This window comes from Mucilaginibacter defluvii, assembly GCF_039543225.1.
In the GTDB taxonomy this organism is placed as follows: Bacteria; Bacteroidota; Bacteroidia; order Sphingobacteriales; family Sphingobacteriaceae; genus Mucilaginibacter; species Mucilaginibacter defluvii.
This window is the reverse complement of sequence record NZ_BAABJI010000001.1, coordinates 1,167,017-1,182,617: the sequence shown is the minus strand read 5'-3', so window position 1 is coordinate 1,182,617 and position 15,601 is coordinate 1,167,017. Positions and strand designations below refer to the sequence as shown.

The window sequence follows — 15,601 nt, the reverse complement described above, 5'->3', positions numbered from 1 at the left end:
CAAACTTAATAACTTTATTATTAAAAAAGTATTATGCCATAAATAAGTTACTAATAGCCCCATTTTTTTATTACGGCCAAATCAATACCCGCGCTTTCGCTTTGGCCAAGCCCCTGGTATTCTTCCTGCTCTATTACAAAATATGATGTTCCGGCAGTTTTTTTGGCGGCCTTAAGTATTTGTTTTAACGGAAGCAAACCTTTGTCAAGCTGGCAGCTTTCGTATTTGGGTTTGCCGTTTTCTTGGCCGGCTTTTATCATGTTTTTCACGTGCATCAGCTCAAACCTGCCCGGATATTTTTTTATGTAGTCGAGCGCGTTAGCGCCGGCCATATACATATTGCCAATATCCAGTTGTTGGGCAACCAGCGCCGGATCTGTATGTTGCAGCATAAAATCATACAAGAGTATACCATCAATGCGTTGTTCAAATTCAAAATCGTGGTTATGGTAACCGAATTTCATGCCGTACTTTTTGCACAGCTCGCCGCACCTATTAAACTGCTCCATATAAGGTTTCATCTCATCGGCGGTCATGGCCGCGCCTGATAATGACGGGCTGATCACAAAACGTTGACCGATAGCGGCGGCATCCTCAACGGTTTGTTTCCACTTATCGGTAAAATCATTTTTAGAAGCATCCCAGTCTTGCCGGGCCATGGTAGTGTGCCCGCTTGGCATAGTTAAGCCGTTATCATTCAATATAGCTTTGAATTCCTTTACGGTAAAGCCATAAAATTTACGGTCGGAGTAGTTGGCATGCTCTACGTGGCGGTAACCCAGCTCTGCCAGGCGTTTCAGCGTGGCTTTGGGATCGGTACGCATTTCATCACGTACGGAGTACAATTGCAGCACGTTGCGATGCAGTTTGTTATCGGCAGCACCGGCGTAACTCGGTAAAGCCGCCGCGGCGGCCAACATAGCCGAGCTTTTTAAAAAACTTCTTCGGGAGTAACTCATGGTTTGTAACTGGTTAGTATCACAAACACCGCATGGTAAAAAAAGCATCACCACGGCATCTGCCCTACTAAAGTAGTTATTGCTCCCTTAAAATGAAACATTAAAAGGCAAAAATGCCGCATACAAAAAAGCCACCTTGCCGGTGGCTGTTATCATATTTTAAATTTCGGTCAGGATCAGCCCGGTTTTGGGGCATACCCTTTCTACCACGGGCACAGGTTTATAATATTGCTGATAAAAGCGTTTTTTGGAATCATTATAACAAGTTACCGCACCAAAAAAGTGCATGGCTTTTATGTAATACCAAGCCATATCAACCTGGTATGGCTTAAAGCCCGAACGCGCGCTTTTAGGGAACAAGTGGTGATTATTATGCCACTCGCCCGCTACAATACCCGGCCACAACTGATTAACCGACATATCGTTACGATTATGATCGACCCCTTCGCGGCGCATATCCTTACCTTTGCCGTGGCCTTCGTAATTAAAGGTACGCACGCCTACCGCCCAAAAACCGGCGGCGCCAAGCAGCGCGCAAGCTAAAGCTATACCACCAAGCAGGTAAAATACGGTAAACCAAAACCCCCAGCTTAATAACACACCGGCTACGCTATAAAACGGGTTAGCCACCGTACCCCACTTTTTATATTGCGCATAAGTATTGGCTTTTACCCCTGTGTGTTTCATCAGGGTTACGCAACGGTTGTAATCGTTCTCGCTCATGTTGCGATTTATAGGTTGATGATTGGCATCCGCTAAAAAACAATACAAAAAGCCACCCGACGCGTTGTATGGGTCGCCCGGCTGATCAGACAGGGCGTGATGCACATGGTGCGAGATCACATATATCTCCTCAGGGATAATTTTCAATGTAAGATTTTGGGTAACAAAACGCCAAAAATTATTGCGGAATTTGAAAGCCCTATGTGTGCAGTAACGATGGTACCAGATAGTGCCATGCGTACCCATAACCACCATGCTGTATATAAAAGTGATAAGCAGCAGTTTTAGGCTAAAATATTTAAATATGAAAAGCAGGAAAAAAGGCGTTAACGCCAACACCATCAGCCAGCTCATTAAGGGGAGCCAATTGCGGCGGTTTTTAAAAACATTCATGCGGCTTGCAAATGCTTTTAGAATTTTGGCTGGCGAAGGTTTCGAAAGATTGCCATCACCATCCTGCCAACCGTATGCAGGTGCTTCGAGTACCGTATGAATAAAGGCCATAAATTTGAAATGGATTTAAATTTTTAAACTATTAGGAAAGTGGGAAGATAAGTATTATTTATCACACTAATGTAAAAATCTTACAACGCGTGTGAATATACTTGCTGAGAGATTATAATACTCAAACGCATAAATGAGGGTTTAATTGTCTGCCAAACATTTTTAGTGCAACATTTATATTACACTGTACGGGGGTGTTAAACTATGCGGTATCTTCATCGTCCAACACCCCAACTAACCCCCTTAGCCACTTGAAAAAACTACTACTTACCTTTTTTACACTTACACTTTTTATAACCGTACATGCACAAACTGCCCGCCAGGTTACTGGCTCAGTAGTTGATAGTGCCAACGTTACGCTACCCGGTATCAGCGTTAAGCTGATAACACCTACCGACAGCATGAGCGTCGCGACCGATATGGAAGGAAAATTCAAGTTTCCGGCGGTAAAGGGCAGCACTTTTAAACTTACCATAACCGGTATCGGCTATGAAATATACAAAGGTGAATTTAAGCTAACCGACGAGGCATCAGCCAGTTTAAAACCTATTAAATTAAAAACGCAATATAACCTGTTGAGTATTGTAAATATTACCGCGATCAAACCACCTATCACTATAAAGCAGGATACTGTAGAATACAATGCCGCGGCCTATAAGGTGCGAGACGGCTCCCCGACCGAGGACCTGCTGAAGAAAATGCCCGGCATTGAGGTTGATAAAGATGGCAACATCAACGCGCACGGCAAGGCGGTTACCAAGGTACGTGTAAACGGTAAAGACTTTTTTGCGGGCGACCCTAAACTGGCCACGCAAAACCTGCCGGCCGATATTGTGGAGAACATACAGGTAATTGATGACTATGGCGACCAAGCTAACCTAACCGGTATAAAAACCGGCGAACCCGCCAAAATATTAAACATCACTATTAAAAAGAACCGTAACGTTGGCAACTTTGGCCGCTTAAACGCCGGTGTTGGTAATGAGAAACGCTTTAACACCCGCGTATTTGCCAATCATTTTAACAATCAGGAACAAATTTCAGTACTGGGAAATTTTAATAATACCGATGGTAACCAAAACGGTATAAACACGCAGCGATCCGGACAGGTAAGGTACAGTAATGAATTTGGGAAGAAAATAAAATTTGACGGACGTTATAGTATTGATGACAATGACCGCAATACTATCTCATCATCCCTAAGGGAAGAACTTTACACTTCAGGGGCTATTACCCGTAACAACCAAAGCAATAACACCAATTGGAACACCAGCCATCACGTTGATTTTAACCTGGAATACAAACCTGATACCCTTAATTTTTTTAAGATTAGCCCTAACTTTAGCCTCAGCACATCAGGTAATGACAATAAGCTCGACTTTATAAATAACCGAAATGGCGTTACCGATGTTGGGCAGCAATATAATAACGGCAATAACCGCTCGCCTAACTACGGGGGTAATTTTTTGTTTAATCACCGGTTCAAAAAAAAGGGCCGCAATTTCAGTATCAACCTGAATGCGAATTCATCTGACAACACCAACCGTTCGCAGGATTTATACAACGCCCAAAATCAGCAAAACGGCTTGCGCGATACCATATATCAGCAGATAAATACCGCCGGCTCAACGGATCGCTTCGGAGCAAGCCTTTCATATACAGAGCCACTCAGCCAAACCACCTTTTTAGAAGCTAATTACAATTATAGTTATACCGATAACAAGAACGATCGTTTTAACTATCGTATTAATCCGTACACCAACGAGCTCACTTATGTTGATTCGTTAAGCACGGTCTATAATTACCAGTTTATTAATAACCGTTTTGGTTTAAACTTGCGGAGCATTAAAACTAAGTACAATTTAACACTGGGTATGGGTTTACAACCTACTACTTTGCAGGGCGAGTTTCAGGGGACACGTACATCGCGCAATACGGTTAATTATATACCTAACGCCAATTTTATTTACAAGTTTACACCTAACCGTACGCTTACCTTTAACTTTAACGGCTCAAACCAGCAACCCAGCTTTTATCAGTTACAACCTAAGCCCGACCTTTCAAATCCGCAGAACCGGGTGTATGGCAACCCTGACCTGAAGCCGGAGTTTAACATGCGTTACAGCCTGCGCTTTAACCAGTTTAATGTACAAAGCGGCAATTCATTATTTGTTAATGTAGATTATAATACCACTTCTAATAATATCGTATCAAACACCAAACCTGTCAGGCTTGATGATACCTCGGGCACCGGGCGTTTAATACAGGAAACCCGCTATTTAAATACCGATGGGTTTTACTCCCTCAACGGCAATTATGCTTTTACCACCAAACCCTTTACCAATAAATCGTTCACGGTGTCGCTTAACGGAAGTAGCAATTATAATAATCAGGTAACATTTATTGAGAATGAACGTAACCTGGTTAAAAATCTTGTTTTAACACAGGGCTTAAAATTCCGCGCAGATATTGATAGTGTGATGGACACCGAGATTAGCGGTAGCTATAGCATTAATACCTCAAAAAATAGTTTAACTAATGATGAACGCCCGCTTAACCGCAACGTGAATACCTGGAATATTGGTCTTGATGGCCGCAATTACTTTTTTGATGGGTGGATACTGGGTTACAATATATACAAACAAATAAACAGCGGCTTTGGCTCGCGCAGTGTTAACCCGGCTATTATTAGCACTTATATAGAGTACCAGTTTCTGGCACAAAATTCAGCATCGTTCAGGCTACAAGGGTTTGATTTGCTGAACCAGAATACCGGTATCAGCCGTTCAGTAAACGGTAATGTAACTGTGGATTCGCGGACTAACCGTTTGGGGCGATACTTTTTGTTTACATTTAGCTACCGTTTCCGCAAATTTGCGGGCCGTGGTATGGGTGGCGGTAATCGTGACGAACGCCGGGAAGGCGGCGCTGAACGAGGTGGACGCGGCAACGGCGGAGGTGGCGGAGGGGGACGCAGAGGATAAAGCGCAAAAATTATTTTTTTAGAAAATAAACCTAAGCCGGCTTTTTTTATTCTAATAACGATGAAATACTTTTTTGCCTTATTGCTTTGCGTAACTACGTTGAATTTATTTGCACAGGTAACACAAAAACGGGATGAGAAGCTGATACAGGATGTGCAGGAACGATATTCTGTTTTAGCGGATAGCCCCTCAATCAGGCATGGGTTTTACCAGGCCATCTACCGTAAAAAAACGGTAATAGCAAGTGGCCGTTACGAGCGCGGCAAGCGGGTAGGCATGTGGCATTATTACAGCAAGACCGGGCAACTGCTGCAAAATTATGATTACGACAAACATGCTATCGTATACTCCTCTCCTGTTGATACCATGCGCTCGGTAAGATATATTATAGACGACGAGATAAAACCTAACGATGCTATAGCGCCACCTATAAAACCCGGAAGCGTATATTTTGGCTACATGCCATACGTAAAGCTGATACAAATGCCTGCCGGGTTAGAGGAATTTGATTATACCACACTTGTCGCTACGGTTGAATTATTAGTTAGCCCGGGCGGGCGCCTTGCGGATTTTAAGATCAGGATAACACGGCCGGGTGGTTTTATTAATATCAATAAGGTTGCAGATATGCCTTTAGACGCGATTGAGCCTGAGGATAAAATATTTTTGCCTGCATCCAAAAACGGCCAAAACGTAGGTATGACGATTATAGTTACCTGCCGGTTTGATAGCCGGGGCAGAGTTTTATTTTAACAAAAGCAAAAGAGGCGCCTGTCAGGCGCCTCTTTTGCTTTATGATCTTAGTGATCGTGATGACCATCCGGACCGTGGGCATGGCCATGGGCCAGTTCCTCTTCGGTTGCCGGGCGTACGTTCAGTATAGTGCCTTTAAAGTGCAATTCCTGACCAGCCATCGGGTGGTTTAAATCCACAATAACCGCATCCTCCGCTACTGATACCACCTGGCCACGGAAACGGTTGCCATTGTTGTCCTGTAACGGGATGATCGATCCTATCTCCGGGATTTCTGCTCCTTCAAACATTTCTTTTGGCAAATTGGCAACAGCCTCTTCGTCATATTCACCATACGCATCTTCGGCAGTGAGGCGAAACTCATAGCTGTCACCGGTTGAATGCGTGCTTAAGTTCTCTTCAAATTTTGGCAGCATCTGGCCTGCACCATATAAAAAGGTAAGTGGTTGCTCCTCGGTCGCGCTTTCTACTTTTTCTTCGGTACCGTTGTTGTCAACATACAAGTCATATGTTAATGATACTACGTGCTTTGGTTCAATTTTCATTATAGTCGTTTTTAATATAAGTAATCAGGCTTCAATTTGTTTTAAAGCCTCGTTAACAGTTGTGGATGGTAAGCCGCAGGTTTTATCGCGGCACACAAAAATTTGTGTTTCATCCCCAAACTTCCCTTGCAGCAAAGGTAAACTTCCCGCGGTGCCACCCAACATTATTTTATTGGGAATATACTTTTTCTCAATATCACGGCGATGGTTTTCAAAATCATCACCGGTTACCGCCACTTCATACACCCCGTAAACCTCATCCGTAAGCAGCATGATCCAGTTAGAGTAAACCGAGCCATACTTACCCAGGTACGGCATAATATTCCGCAGTAACTGTGCCGAAACTTCCAGGTATTGCTCATTGTCAAACAAAAGCCCGAGCTTTTTAAGGTTACGCGCCATGGTTGAGTTTGATGCAGGCGTTACACCATCCATTATTTCTGATTTACGGGCAATCAGCAGTTCATCATCAGCAGCAGTGTAAAAGAATATGCCGCCCTCTTCATCATAGAAATTATTGACTGCTACATCAGCAAGGCTACGTGCTTTGGTTATCCATTCTTCATCAAATGTAACCTCATACAGAGTAATAAAAGCATCGATAACATTAGCATAATCATCCAGAAAAGCCAAACCCTCGCCGCCCGGTATATCCGTTTTGTACAAACGGGATAATTTACCTGCAGAAGTAATCAGGTTATTCAATATAAAGTTAGCATTTGACAAAGCATATTGCAGATATTCAGCCTCACCAAAAGCACGGTAGGCATCGCAAAGCCCTTTCAGCATCAACCCGTTCCAGGAGGCTAAAATCTTGTTATCCAACCCCGGCCTTACGCGTAAACCACGGGCATCAAGCAAGCGTTCGCGGAGTATACGTATTTTTCGTTGCAGGTCATCCACACTAAGCCCAAGATCAGCAGCTAACGATTCATCATCCCGGTTACGGAAAAATACATTGGTACGTTCTTCCTCCCAGTTACCATTTTCAGTAACGTTATAATAAATATTGAACAGATCTGCATCATCACCAAGAATTTGGTACAATTCAGCTTTAGTAAATGTGTAAAACTTGCCCTCTACCCCTTCGCTGTCCGCATCAAGCGCCGAATAAAAGCCACCATCCTCTGATGTGAGCTCGCGTAAAACGAACTCAGTGATTTCTGTAGCCACCTGCTTGTAAAGCATATCTGGCTTCCAGCTATGGGCCTCGGCATAAAGGCTTAACAGCTGCCCGTTATCATATAGCATCTTTTCGAAATGCGGCACATGCCAGTGCCCGTCAACCGCGTAACGTGCAAAACCGCCGCCTACATGATCGTAAATGCCACCGTAAGCCATCTTTTTTAATGTCAGTTCCACCGCGGCTGTCACCTCGGCATCCTTGCTTAGATGCGCGTAACGCATCAGGCTGATCCAGCTGTTAGGCATCGGGAACTTGGGCGCCGCGCCAAAGCCGCCTTCAACGTTATCAAAATACTTTTTCCAGTTATTGATAATCGTTTGCAGATCCTTTTGTGTGTACCTATCTTCTGTTTTCTCAATAAAATCAACCGACTCGTATTGATTAATGCCTTCGGTTAATTTCACCGCATACTCTTCCGCCTCCTTTGGTTTTTGCTTATAAAAATCGGCGAGGTTAAACAATAAGGATGTCCATTCATTTTTACGGAAGTAGGTACCGCCGTAAATAGGCCGCTGATCGGGCAGGCAGATGCAGTTTAACGGCCAACCACCCCGACCGGTCATCAATTGCACGGCACTCATATAAATCTGGTCTACATCGGGGCGTTCCTCACGGTCAACCTTAATGCACACGAAGTACTCGTTCATTACGGCGGCCACTTGCTTATCCTCAAAACTCTCGTGTTCCATTACGTGGCACCAGTGACAGGCAGAGTAACCAATACTTACCAGTATCAGCTTGTTTTCATCCCTGGCTTTTTGCAAAGCCTCAGGCCCCCATGGGTACCAGTCAACCGGATTATTAACGTGCTGAAGTAAGTATGGTGATGTTGAATTAGCCAGATGGTTCATTTAATATTAATTTTACGGGCGATGATTTGTTTTCGTTAAATGCAAATCTGTGTTAAACAAACGGTAACTCTATCATGCCCCGGTTATAATTTCGCTAAAGCAAAACGCCGCTGCATTGAAATGCAACGGCGCTGATAAACATATTTTGCGGCTGTAATTATGGCCAAACACCGAGGTTTTGGTACGATACAGCTATTTTGTTAATAGCGCCAACAAAGGCCGCCGTACGCAGGGTATCAATTTTTTCCAGCTTATAAGTTTCACGTATCTCGTGGTACGAGCGGATCATGGTATCTTCCAAACCTGAGTTAACAAGTTCCAGTTCCGACGACCCTTTAACGATAGTTGCACGCTGAGCAGGCGTTAATGATATACCGGTGATACCCTCAACCATGTTTACCAGGTTAAGGTTGTTATTCTCCTCGAACCGGCGATTGATACGACCGAACGCCACGTGCGAAAGGTTTTTCAACCACTCAAAGTATGATACAGTTACACCACCCGCGTTGGCATACATATCCGGGATAATAATACCACCTTTAGCGTAAAATATGGCTTCCGCTTCCGGAGTTGTCGGACCGTTAGCGCCTTCAGCTATAATTTTAGCCTGTATACGGTCTGCATTCTCGGCAGTTATCTGGTTCTCTAAAGCGGCAGGTACCAGAATATCGCACGGCTGCTCCAGGCCTTCACCGGAGTTTTTAAACTCCTGCTTAGCGCCGGCATAGCCTAAAATTGAACCTGTTGCCTTGCGGTGCTGGAAAACAGCTTCCACATCCAAGCCATCAGCATTATAAATGGCGCCTTCAAACTCGCAAATGCCAACTATAACGCCGCCGTACTCCTGTAAAAATTTAGCGGTGTAAAAACCTACGTTACCCAAGCCCTGCACAATAATGCGTTTGCCTGAAATACCTGTTGGCAAACCCAGTTTCTGCATATCCTCAGCAACGCCAACACACTCGCGGATAGAGATAGCCACGCCACGGCCGGTAGCTTCACGGCGGCCCTGTATACCATGCAGCGCAATAGGCTTTCCGGTTACCGAACCCATGGCATCTAACTGACCGGGGTTCATGGTAGCGTAAGTATCGGCAATCCAACTCATTTCGCGCTCACCGGTACCATAATCAGGTGCGGGTACGTCAATGCTGGGGCCTATAAAATTCTTTTTTATAAGTTCGACAGTGTAACGACGGGTAATGTTTTCCAACTCCTGCACGCTGTAGCTTTTAGGGTTGATGCGGATACCGCCTTTAGCGCCACCAAATGGCACGTTAACAATGGCGCATTTATACGTCATGAGCGCAGCAAGTGCCATCACCTCATCCTCGTTTACAAACTCGCTGTAACGTATACCGCCTTTTGTTGGCGATTGATGGTGTGAGTGCTCCACACGCCAGGCATCAATAACCTCGAAGCCGTTGCCGCGGCGTATAGGGAAACGGAAACGGTAAACGCTGTTGCATGACCTGATCTGATCGAGCAGGCCGGCATCATGTTTGGTAAATTTAGCGGCGTAGTCAAAGTTCTTGCATACGTCACCAAAAAAGTGTGTATTCTGATCTAATAACGAATTATCTGACATAGATATTTGGTATGAGTAAATAATTGGGTGTTAATATATGCGCAAAGTTGACACAAATTTTAGCACAACTGCAAATGTTAAAACCCATAGTGTTTTGGCTACACTACATAACAATCAATTTAAACCAATGTTTAAACAACACAAACTAAATTTTTGAACTATTTTTCGTTTTCGACTTTTTTTAATCTTTTATCTATCGAGAACAAATAAATGGCCAAACCAACGAAAATAATGGCCAAAGTAGCCACTACAACGTATATTTTGCCGGAGCTGCGCAGCGTGTCGGCCATTTCAATATCGGCGCCATTTTGGGCGAAAACGGCGGTAACGCTTAACAACAATACTATCAGGGAGAATAATTTCTTCATCATTAATCAAGGGAATTCTGTTTGTATTCAATCAGGCGGATGCGGTAGCGCAGGGTGGCTATCCAAACTGCCATTAAACTCCAGGCGATAAAACCTACATATAAAATCATACGTACGTTGTTATCGGTAATTTTACTAAAAGCCGGGTTACCACCATTACCGGGATGTAATGAATCCGTCATGCGGGGTAGTACCATAATAAGCACAATCATTACCGGGAAAGCAAAAATGTTATAGATGGCCGATATACGTGCTCGTTTCTGCTCTTCATCTATTGCATTACGCAGCACGAGGTAAGCACAGTACAACAAAAATGCAATGGCGGCACTGTTCTGTTTAGGGTCATTACTCCAGTACTCGCCCCAGGTATTGCGTGCCCATATCATACCGGTAATGAGGCCTAATATGAAAAAGAAAACGCCAACATTTACGCATTCAACCGCTATCAGGTCGTGTTTTGGATCGGCCGAACGAAGATATTTTATACTATACACTACCGATATAATGAACACGATGAACATGGCCATCCACATAGGCACATGAAAAAATGTATTACGGATGGTTTCATGAACGATGGGCAAACGTGGCACCTGTATCAAAAAACCGGCTATGACGGTTGTTAATACCAGCAGTACGGCCAGCACTTTCCACCATGTTTGGTACATAAACTTCATAAAATAACTTGTGGCGACAAATGTAACAATTTTTAATATAGAACGCCGGAAGCGGCCTATACGGTATTGATAATTTCAGGTCATATTATGCCTAAAAACTCAATCACCGGGCATATAATCAAGCGGTAGCAATTCGGCCAGTTTGGCTTTTGACCATGTGCCCTCCACCATTGGCGGATCCTGCAATACGCGCCCATTCATATCAAAATAAATAACAGGCTTAGGGAAAGTCATTGTACTTATCTCGAAGTTTTCCATATCCAGCGGTCGGTACAGGTCCCTGAAGTTGGTTTCCTCGTGCTTTTTGGTGTAGATCACATAAAGCATGTACTTGTTTACCCCTAAACCGAATATACCCGGATCATTAGTTTTAAAGAAGAACTGGTTACGTTTTAACAGCTCCTTGCCCAGCATCTCATGGTAATACTTAGGCATGTTTGACATGTTGATCCAGTAGTTTGCCGAATCGCGGTTAGTGGTTCTGAATTGCTTTATTTTGCGTTGTATCAGCTCCTCGGGGGCGCGTTCGGGGTTTGGCTCGCGCATAAATGGCTTTACAATAAAACCGTCATCCTCAAACGTATCGGCATAAACCGAACGGAAGAAATGTTTTGCCGAGCCGTAGTAAGCCTCCTTCCGTTTCTCACGCCATTTTTGTTTTTGGGCTTCGCTGCCCGGCAACTGCTCAAACAGCGCCCTACCCTCGTATGATATGATCCCGTTCAGCTTATCGGTTTTGAAGTCATTAATCATGTATTTCACCCGGTAGCCCAGCGCACGGTTCTCTACCACTAAAAATTCGTCCGTGAAAGCCTCCAATGTTTTTTTAGAGCTTTTATAAGATAAGCTTACTACCCGCGGGTTAACCACATAGCACTTCTTCGAGTTTTCGGAAGTGCCGATAAAATCCTGCTTAAATATTTCGTAATTCTTTTTCCAGTCAGCATCCGTCATGATCACCACCTCGCGCAGCATCATATTTTTTTGCTTAAGATCGATATTCAGCGTAAGCGTTGTATTGCTAACCATCACTGTTTGCACCGCTTCCTGGTAACCCACGCTGGTTACTACCAATTGGTATTGGCCGGGCTTCACCCCGCGTAAGGTAAATGATCCATCATCTGCCGAGGTAGTGCCGAACGTAGCATTGTTTAAAAACACACTGGCTTTGGCCAGGGGTTGCTTTCCGCCTGCGGTGGTAACCTTACCGATTATGGTGCCATCCTGCGCAAACGCAGGGGTCGCCAATACAAGCAGGCATATAACAATCAGCCCGGAAAAGAAAGTTTTTAATCGCGCCATAGATAAGGGAATAACAACAGCGATGTTGCGATAACTATTGCGTTAATGGCCGCCAACGCGCCTAAATGTCCGTAATTCAGGCTCCTGTCTAACCCATCCATGGCATTTTTACTGAAGCGGATCAAAATCAATATTACAGGAATGATAACCGGGAAACTCAATATGGCCATCAGCGTACCGTTGTTACCTGCTTTTGAAGCTATGGCCGATATCATGGTAAAAACCGTTGAAAAGCTGATACTGCCAATAATTACCGAAGCGAAATACAGTAAGGGGTCGCCTACTACATTTTTAAAGAACACAACGTAAACGATGATAGCCAACGTGCTTAGCAGCGCCATCAGCAGCATGTTATAAATAATTTTTGAAAGTATAATGGCCTGCGGGCTGGCTATGGAATAGTAATACAGCAAACGACCCCTACTCTCCTGCACAAAGCTTTTGCCTATAGCGTTAACGGAAGCAAACAACATAATGATCCAGAACAACACGTTCCATACTATCGGGTAACCGCTGCTGCCTGTAAAACCGGCGCTTAAACTAAAGGCTATGTAGCACACAAACACGGTTGATACCACATACAGCAATACCCCGTTAAAGGCATACTTTGAGCGCCACTCCAGCAATATTTCCTTTTTTAACAGCGTAAGCGTTTGACCGATAAGTTCCATGAGCTGCAAATATAATAAGCGCAGGTTTGTGATTTTGCTTTTGCCGATATTTTAAAAGCCCTAACTTTACCCTATGCCTGTGAATTTATTTTACCGTACCCCGCTTGGCGTTGCCCGCATTACTGACGATGACGGCTTTATCAGCGCGATATCCATCCGTGATGAAGATATTGAAGCGAATGAGCCGGAAACCGAATTGCTTAAAACGGTAGCCCTGCAATTTGATGAATACTTTGCGGGCAAACGCAAGGATTTTGACTTTCCGATAAAGCAGGCGGGTACCGATTTTCAGCAAAAGGTTTGGCAGCAACTGCTGCAGATACCTTACGGCAACACCACCAGTTATGCGGCGCTATCCAACCAAATGAAAAGCCCGCTTGCCATACGCGCCATCGCATCAGCAAACGGGAAAAATAATTTATGGATAGTAGTGCCCTGCCACCGCGTTATCGGATCAGACGGTAGCCTTACCGGCTACGCGGGCGGCCTGTGGCGCAAACAATGGTTGCTTGAACATGAGGCGCGCATTGCAGGCACCGGCCAAACTAAACTGGCGTTTTAAGCGAACGCTTTTTTAAAAGCTTGCTTATCTTTTCGTGCAGTTGATAAGGCTGGAAGGGTTTCGATAATACGTCATCCATACCCGCTGCTAACGCCTCCTTCTGCTCATAATCTAAAGTAGCTGCCGATAGGGATATGATCGGGATGGTACGTTTGGGGTCTTCGAAATCCATACGTATTGATTTTGCGGCCTGGTAGCCATCCATCTCGGGCATGTGAGTATCCATCAAAATAATATCATAATCTTTTAGCCTGAGTTTCTCCAGCACTTTGCGGCCGTTATCCACTATCTCGGCAGCCACATTCCAGTCCTTCAACAATTTGCTGATCATAAACTGATTCACCATGTTATCCTCAGCCACCAGTATGCTTACGTTATTGAACGGCAACAGCGTTTCGGTAGGGCGACGCTCTTGCTTTTCCTTAGGCATTTCGGTAAGTGTGTACCAGTTTATAAACCTGAACTCGCTGCCCTCGCCTACTTTACTTGTAACTTTCAGTTCGCCACCCTTTAACTCCGCTAATTTTTTAACAATAGCGAGGCCAAGGCCGGTACCACCGTATTTTATCGAAGTATCATCTTCGGCCTGCTCAAACGAGTCGAATATTTTTGAAAGGTGATTAGCGGCGATACCGATACCGCTATCGCTGATGCAAAACTCTATCTTGGCACGGTCGGCCGTTTTGTCGAGCGTTTTAACACTCAACTTTACAAAACCACGCTCTGTAAATTTTATCGCGTTGCTCAACAAATTCATGAGCACCTGGTTAAGGCGCAATGAATCAACCATGATATTCTCGGGCACATCCGGCGCCAGTTCAAATATGAATTCGATGTTCTTTTCGTCGGCCTTAAATTTAAGCAGGCCGTAAACAGACTTCACAATTTCGTGCAGGTTGTGCGGACTGCGAATGATGCTAAACTTGCCGGCTTCAATCTTTGATATATCCAGCACATCATTTACCACCCCAAGCAATGACTGGGATGACACCTCGAGCAGGTTAAGCATATTGATCTGCTGCTCGTTCACTTCTGTTTTGCGCAGCAGGTTGGTAATACCCAATATTCCGTTTATAGGCGTGCGCAACTCATGGCTCATGTTAGCTAAAAAGTTCTCCTTGGTTTTTTTGCCAAGTTCCGCGGCTTCCTTTGATTTGATTAGCTGCTGCTGATAACTTTTTTGCGGCGAAACATCATTAATGTTGAGGAACAGCATTTTGTTACGGTATGACGCCCGGCACTCCCCCCAAATGACGTTTTTATTAAAAGTTTCGAACTGAAACTCGAAAACCGAATAGGTTAGGCGTTCTTTAATTACATCGGCCAGTTTTTGCCTGAAAGCGATTTGGTCAGCTTCAACAACCCGGTCAACAATGCTGGCATCAATCAGTTCGCTGGGTTTAAAACCCAATATCTGCTCGGCGGCGGGGTTGATGCTTAAAATACGCAGCGTTTGCGCATCAACGGTACAAATAATATCCGCGGAATTTTTTACTACCGTAGCATAGTTCTGTAGCTCTTCGTTCTTCAGTTTTATCTCATCACGGCTGCGGGCAAGCTGCACAAAAGCATCGACCTTGGCTGATGTTATGTACGGATCCAGAGGTTTATACAGGTAATCAACCGCGCCAACGCCTAAACCTTTTACTACATATTTTGCTTCCTTTGATATTGCGGTTACAAATATTACCATAATATCCCGCGTACGTGGGTTTGATTTGAGCATCTCAACCAGCTCAAAGCCATCCATCTCGGGCATTTGCACGTCAACCAGCGCAATGGCTATGGGGTTTTCCCAGGCAATCTTGAGTGCTTCGTTAGGTGAGGTAGTAGCGTAGATACGAATGTCATCACGTTTTAGCAGAGCTTCAAGCGCGACAATATTCTCTTCTCTATCATCTACAATAAGAATGTTAACAGGGATCATTTAT

General features: G+C 44.3%; 13 protein-coding genes. 3 read left to right on the top strand and 10 right to left on the bottom strand.

All coding sequences use genetic code 11. The features are described from left to right. Positions 1-50 precede the first annotated feature (50 nt). Both ABD960_RS05300 and ABD960_RS05295 read right to left on the bottom strand, forming a co-directional pair. Positions 51-959 (bottom strand): sugar phosphate isomerase/epimerase family protein, encoded by a 909-nt coding sequence (locus ABD960_RS05300; protein ID WP_345329876.1) that lies wholly within the window; start codon positions 957-959, stop codon positions 51-53. Positions 960-1,118: 159 nt separating this feature from the next. Next, on the bottom strand, positions 1,119-2,186 hold the full coding sequence (locus tag ABD960_RS05295) for a fatty acid desaturase (protein WP_345329875.1): 1,068 nt from the start codon (positions 2,184-2,186) through the stop codon (positions 1,119-1,121). Positions 2,187-2,437: 251 nt separating this feature from the next. Here ABD960_RS05295 and ABD960_RS05290 point away from each other — a divergent pair, with 251 nt between their 5' ends. Beyond that, positions 2,438-5,170, top strand: coding sequence for an outer membrane beta-barrel protein (locus tag ABD960_RS05290; protein WP_345329874.1), 2,733 nt, complete (start codon positions 2,438-2,440; stop codon positions 5,168-5,170). 60 nt (positions 5,171-5,230) lie between these two features. Beyond that, positions 5,231-5,923 (top strand): toxin-antitoxin system YwqK family antitoxin, encoded by a 693-nt coding sequence (locus ABD960_RS05285; RefSeq protein WP_345329873.1) that lies wholly within the window; start codon positions 5,231-5,233, stop codon positions 5,921-5,923. Positions 5,924-5,970: 47 nt separating this feature from the next. Here the strand turns inward: ABD960_RS05285 and ABD960_RS05280 are convergent, their stop codons facing one another. The 7 genes from ABD960_RS05280 to ABD960_RS05250 all read right to left on the bottom strand — a co-directional run bounded on the left by ABD960_RS05280 (position 5,971) and on the right by ABD960_RS05250 (position 13,108). Continuing rightward, positions 5,971-6,468, bottom strand: a complete 498-nt coding sequence (locus tag ABD960_RS05280) for an FKBP-type peptidyl-prolyl cis-trans isomerase (RefSeq protein WP_345329872.1) — start codon at positions 6,466-6,468, stop codon at positions 5,971-5,973. A 24-nt stretch (positions 6,469-6,492) separates the two neighbouring features. Continuing rightward, complete coding sequence (locus ABD960_RS05275; RefSeq protein WP_345329871.1) at positions 6,493-8,505, bottom strand: thioredoxin domain-containing protein; 2,013 nt, start codon at positions 8,503-8,505, stop codon at positions 6,493-6,495. Between the two features lie 157 nt (positions 8,506-8,662). Continuing rightward, entirely contained in the window at positions 8,663-10,093 is a 1,431-nt protein-coding gene (locus tag ABD960_RS05270) for a Glu/Leu/Phe/Val family dehydrogenase (protein WP_345329870.1), read from the bottom strand. Between the two features lie 158 nt (positions 10,094-10,251). Continuing rightward, entirely contained in the window at positions 10,252-10,464 is a 213-nt protein-coding gene (locus tag ABD960_RS05265; RefSeq protein WP_345329869.1) for a CcmD family protein, read from the bottom strand. Continuing rightward, entirely contained in the window at positions 10,464-11,126 is a 663-nt protein-coding gene (locus ABD960_RS05260) for a 2-vinyl bacteriochlorophyllide hydratase (protein WP_345330079.1), read from the bottom strand. Before ABD960_RS05260 ends, ABD960_RS05265 begins: the two co-directional genes overlap by 1 nt. Before the next feature lie 108 nt (positions 11,127-11,234). Next, positions 11,235-12,437: a carboxypeptidase-like regulatory domain-containing protein gene (locus ABD960_RS05255; protein WP_345329868.1), complete on the bottom strand. Its 1,203-nt coding sequence runs from the start codon at positions 12,435-12,437 to the stop codon at positions 11,235-11,237. Then, complete coding sequence (locus ABD960_RS05250) at positions 12,425-13,108, bottom strand: heme exporter protein CcmB (RefSeq protein ID WP_345329867.1); 684 nt, start codon at positions 13,106-13,108, stop codon at positions 12,425-12,427. Before ABD960_RS05250 ends, ABD960_RS05255 begins: the two co-directional genes overlap by 13 nt. 73 nt (positions 13,109-13,181) lie before the next feature. On the opposite strand from ABD960_RS05250, the gene ABD960_RS05245 reads away from it, so the two are divergent. After that, positions 13,182-13,670 (top strand): methylated-DNA--[protein]-cysteine S-methyltransferase, encoded by a 489-nt coding sequence (locus ABD960_RS05245; protein WP_345329866.1) that lies wholly within the window; start codon positions 13,182-13,184, stop codon positions 13,668-13,670. Here ABD960_RS05245 and ABD960_RS05240 read toward each other — a convergent pair. Beyond that, on the bottom strand, positions 13,654-15,597 hold the full coding sequence (locus ABD960_RS05240; protein ID WP_345329865.1) for a hybrid sensor histidine kinase/response regulator: 1,944 nt from the start codon (positions 15,595-15,597) through the stop codon (positions 13,654-13,656). The genes ABD960_RS05245 and ABD960_RS05240 overlap by 17 nt on opposite strands. Between the last annotated feature and the right edge of the window lie 4 nt (positions 15,598-15,601).

What these genes read in the sequence shown, in the direction of transcription:
- ABD960_RS05280 (WP_345329872.1), bottom strand. Translation starts at nt 6,468, where the DNA reads ATGAAAATTGAACCAAAGCACGTAGTATCATTAACATATGACTTGTAT.
- ABD960_RS05295 (WP_345329875.1), bottom strand. Translation starts at nt 2,186, where the DNA reads ATGGCCTTTATTCATACGGTACTCGAAGCACCTGCATACGGTTGGCAG.
- ABD960_RS05285 (WP_345329873.1), top strand. Translation starts at nt 5,231, where the DNA reads ATGAAATACTTTTTTGCCTTATTGCTTTGCGTAACTACGTTGAATTTA.
- ABD960_RS05255 (WP_345329868.1), bottom strand. Translation starts at nt 12,437, where the DNA reads ATGGCGCGATTAAAAACTTTCTTTTCCGGGCTGATTGTTATATGCCTG.
- ABD960_RS05240 (WP_345329865.1), bottom strand. Translation starts at nt 15,597, where the DNA reads ATGATCCCTGTTAACATTCTTATTGTAGATGATAGAGAAGAGAATATT.
- ABD960_RS05250 (WP_345329867.1), bottom strand. Translation starts at nt 13,108, where the DNA reads ATGGAACTTATCGGTCAAACGCTTACGCTGTTAAAAAAGGAAATATTG.
- ABD960_RS05265 (WP_345329869.1), bottom strand. Translation starts at nt 10,464, where the DNA reads ATGATGAAGAAATTATTCTCCCTGATAGTATTGTTGTTAAGCGTTACC.
- ABD960_RS05245 (WP_345329866.1), top strand. Translation starts at nt 13,182, where the DNA reads ATGCCTGTGAATTTATTTTACCGTACCCCGCTTGGCGTTGCCCGCATT.
- ABD960_RS05300 (WP_345329876.1), bottom strand. Translation starts at nt 959, where the DNA reads ATGAGTTACTCCCGAAGAAGTTTTTTAAAAAGCTCGGCTATGTTGGCC.
- ABD960_RS05260 (WP_345330079.1), bottom strand. Translation starts at nt 11,126, where the DNA reads ATGTACCAAACATGGTGGAAAGTGCTGGCCGTACTGCTGGTATTAACA.
- ABD960_RS05275 (WP_345329871.1), bottom strand. Translation starts at nt 8,505, where the DNA reads ATGAACCATCTGGCTAATTCAACATCACCATACTTACTTCAGCACGTT.
- ABD960_RS05270 (WP_345329870.1), bottom strand. Translation starts at nt 10,093, where the DNA reads ATGTCAGATAATTCGTTATTAGATCAGAATACACACTTTTTTGGTGAC.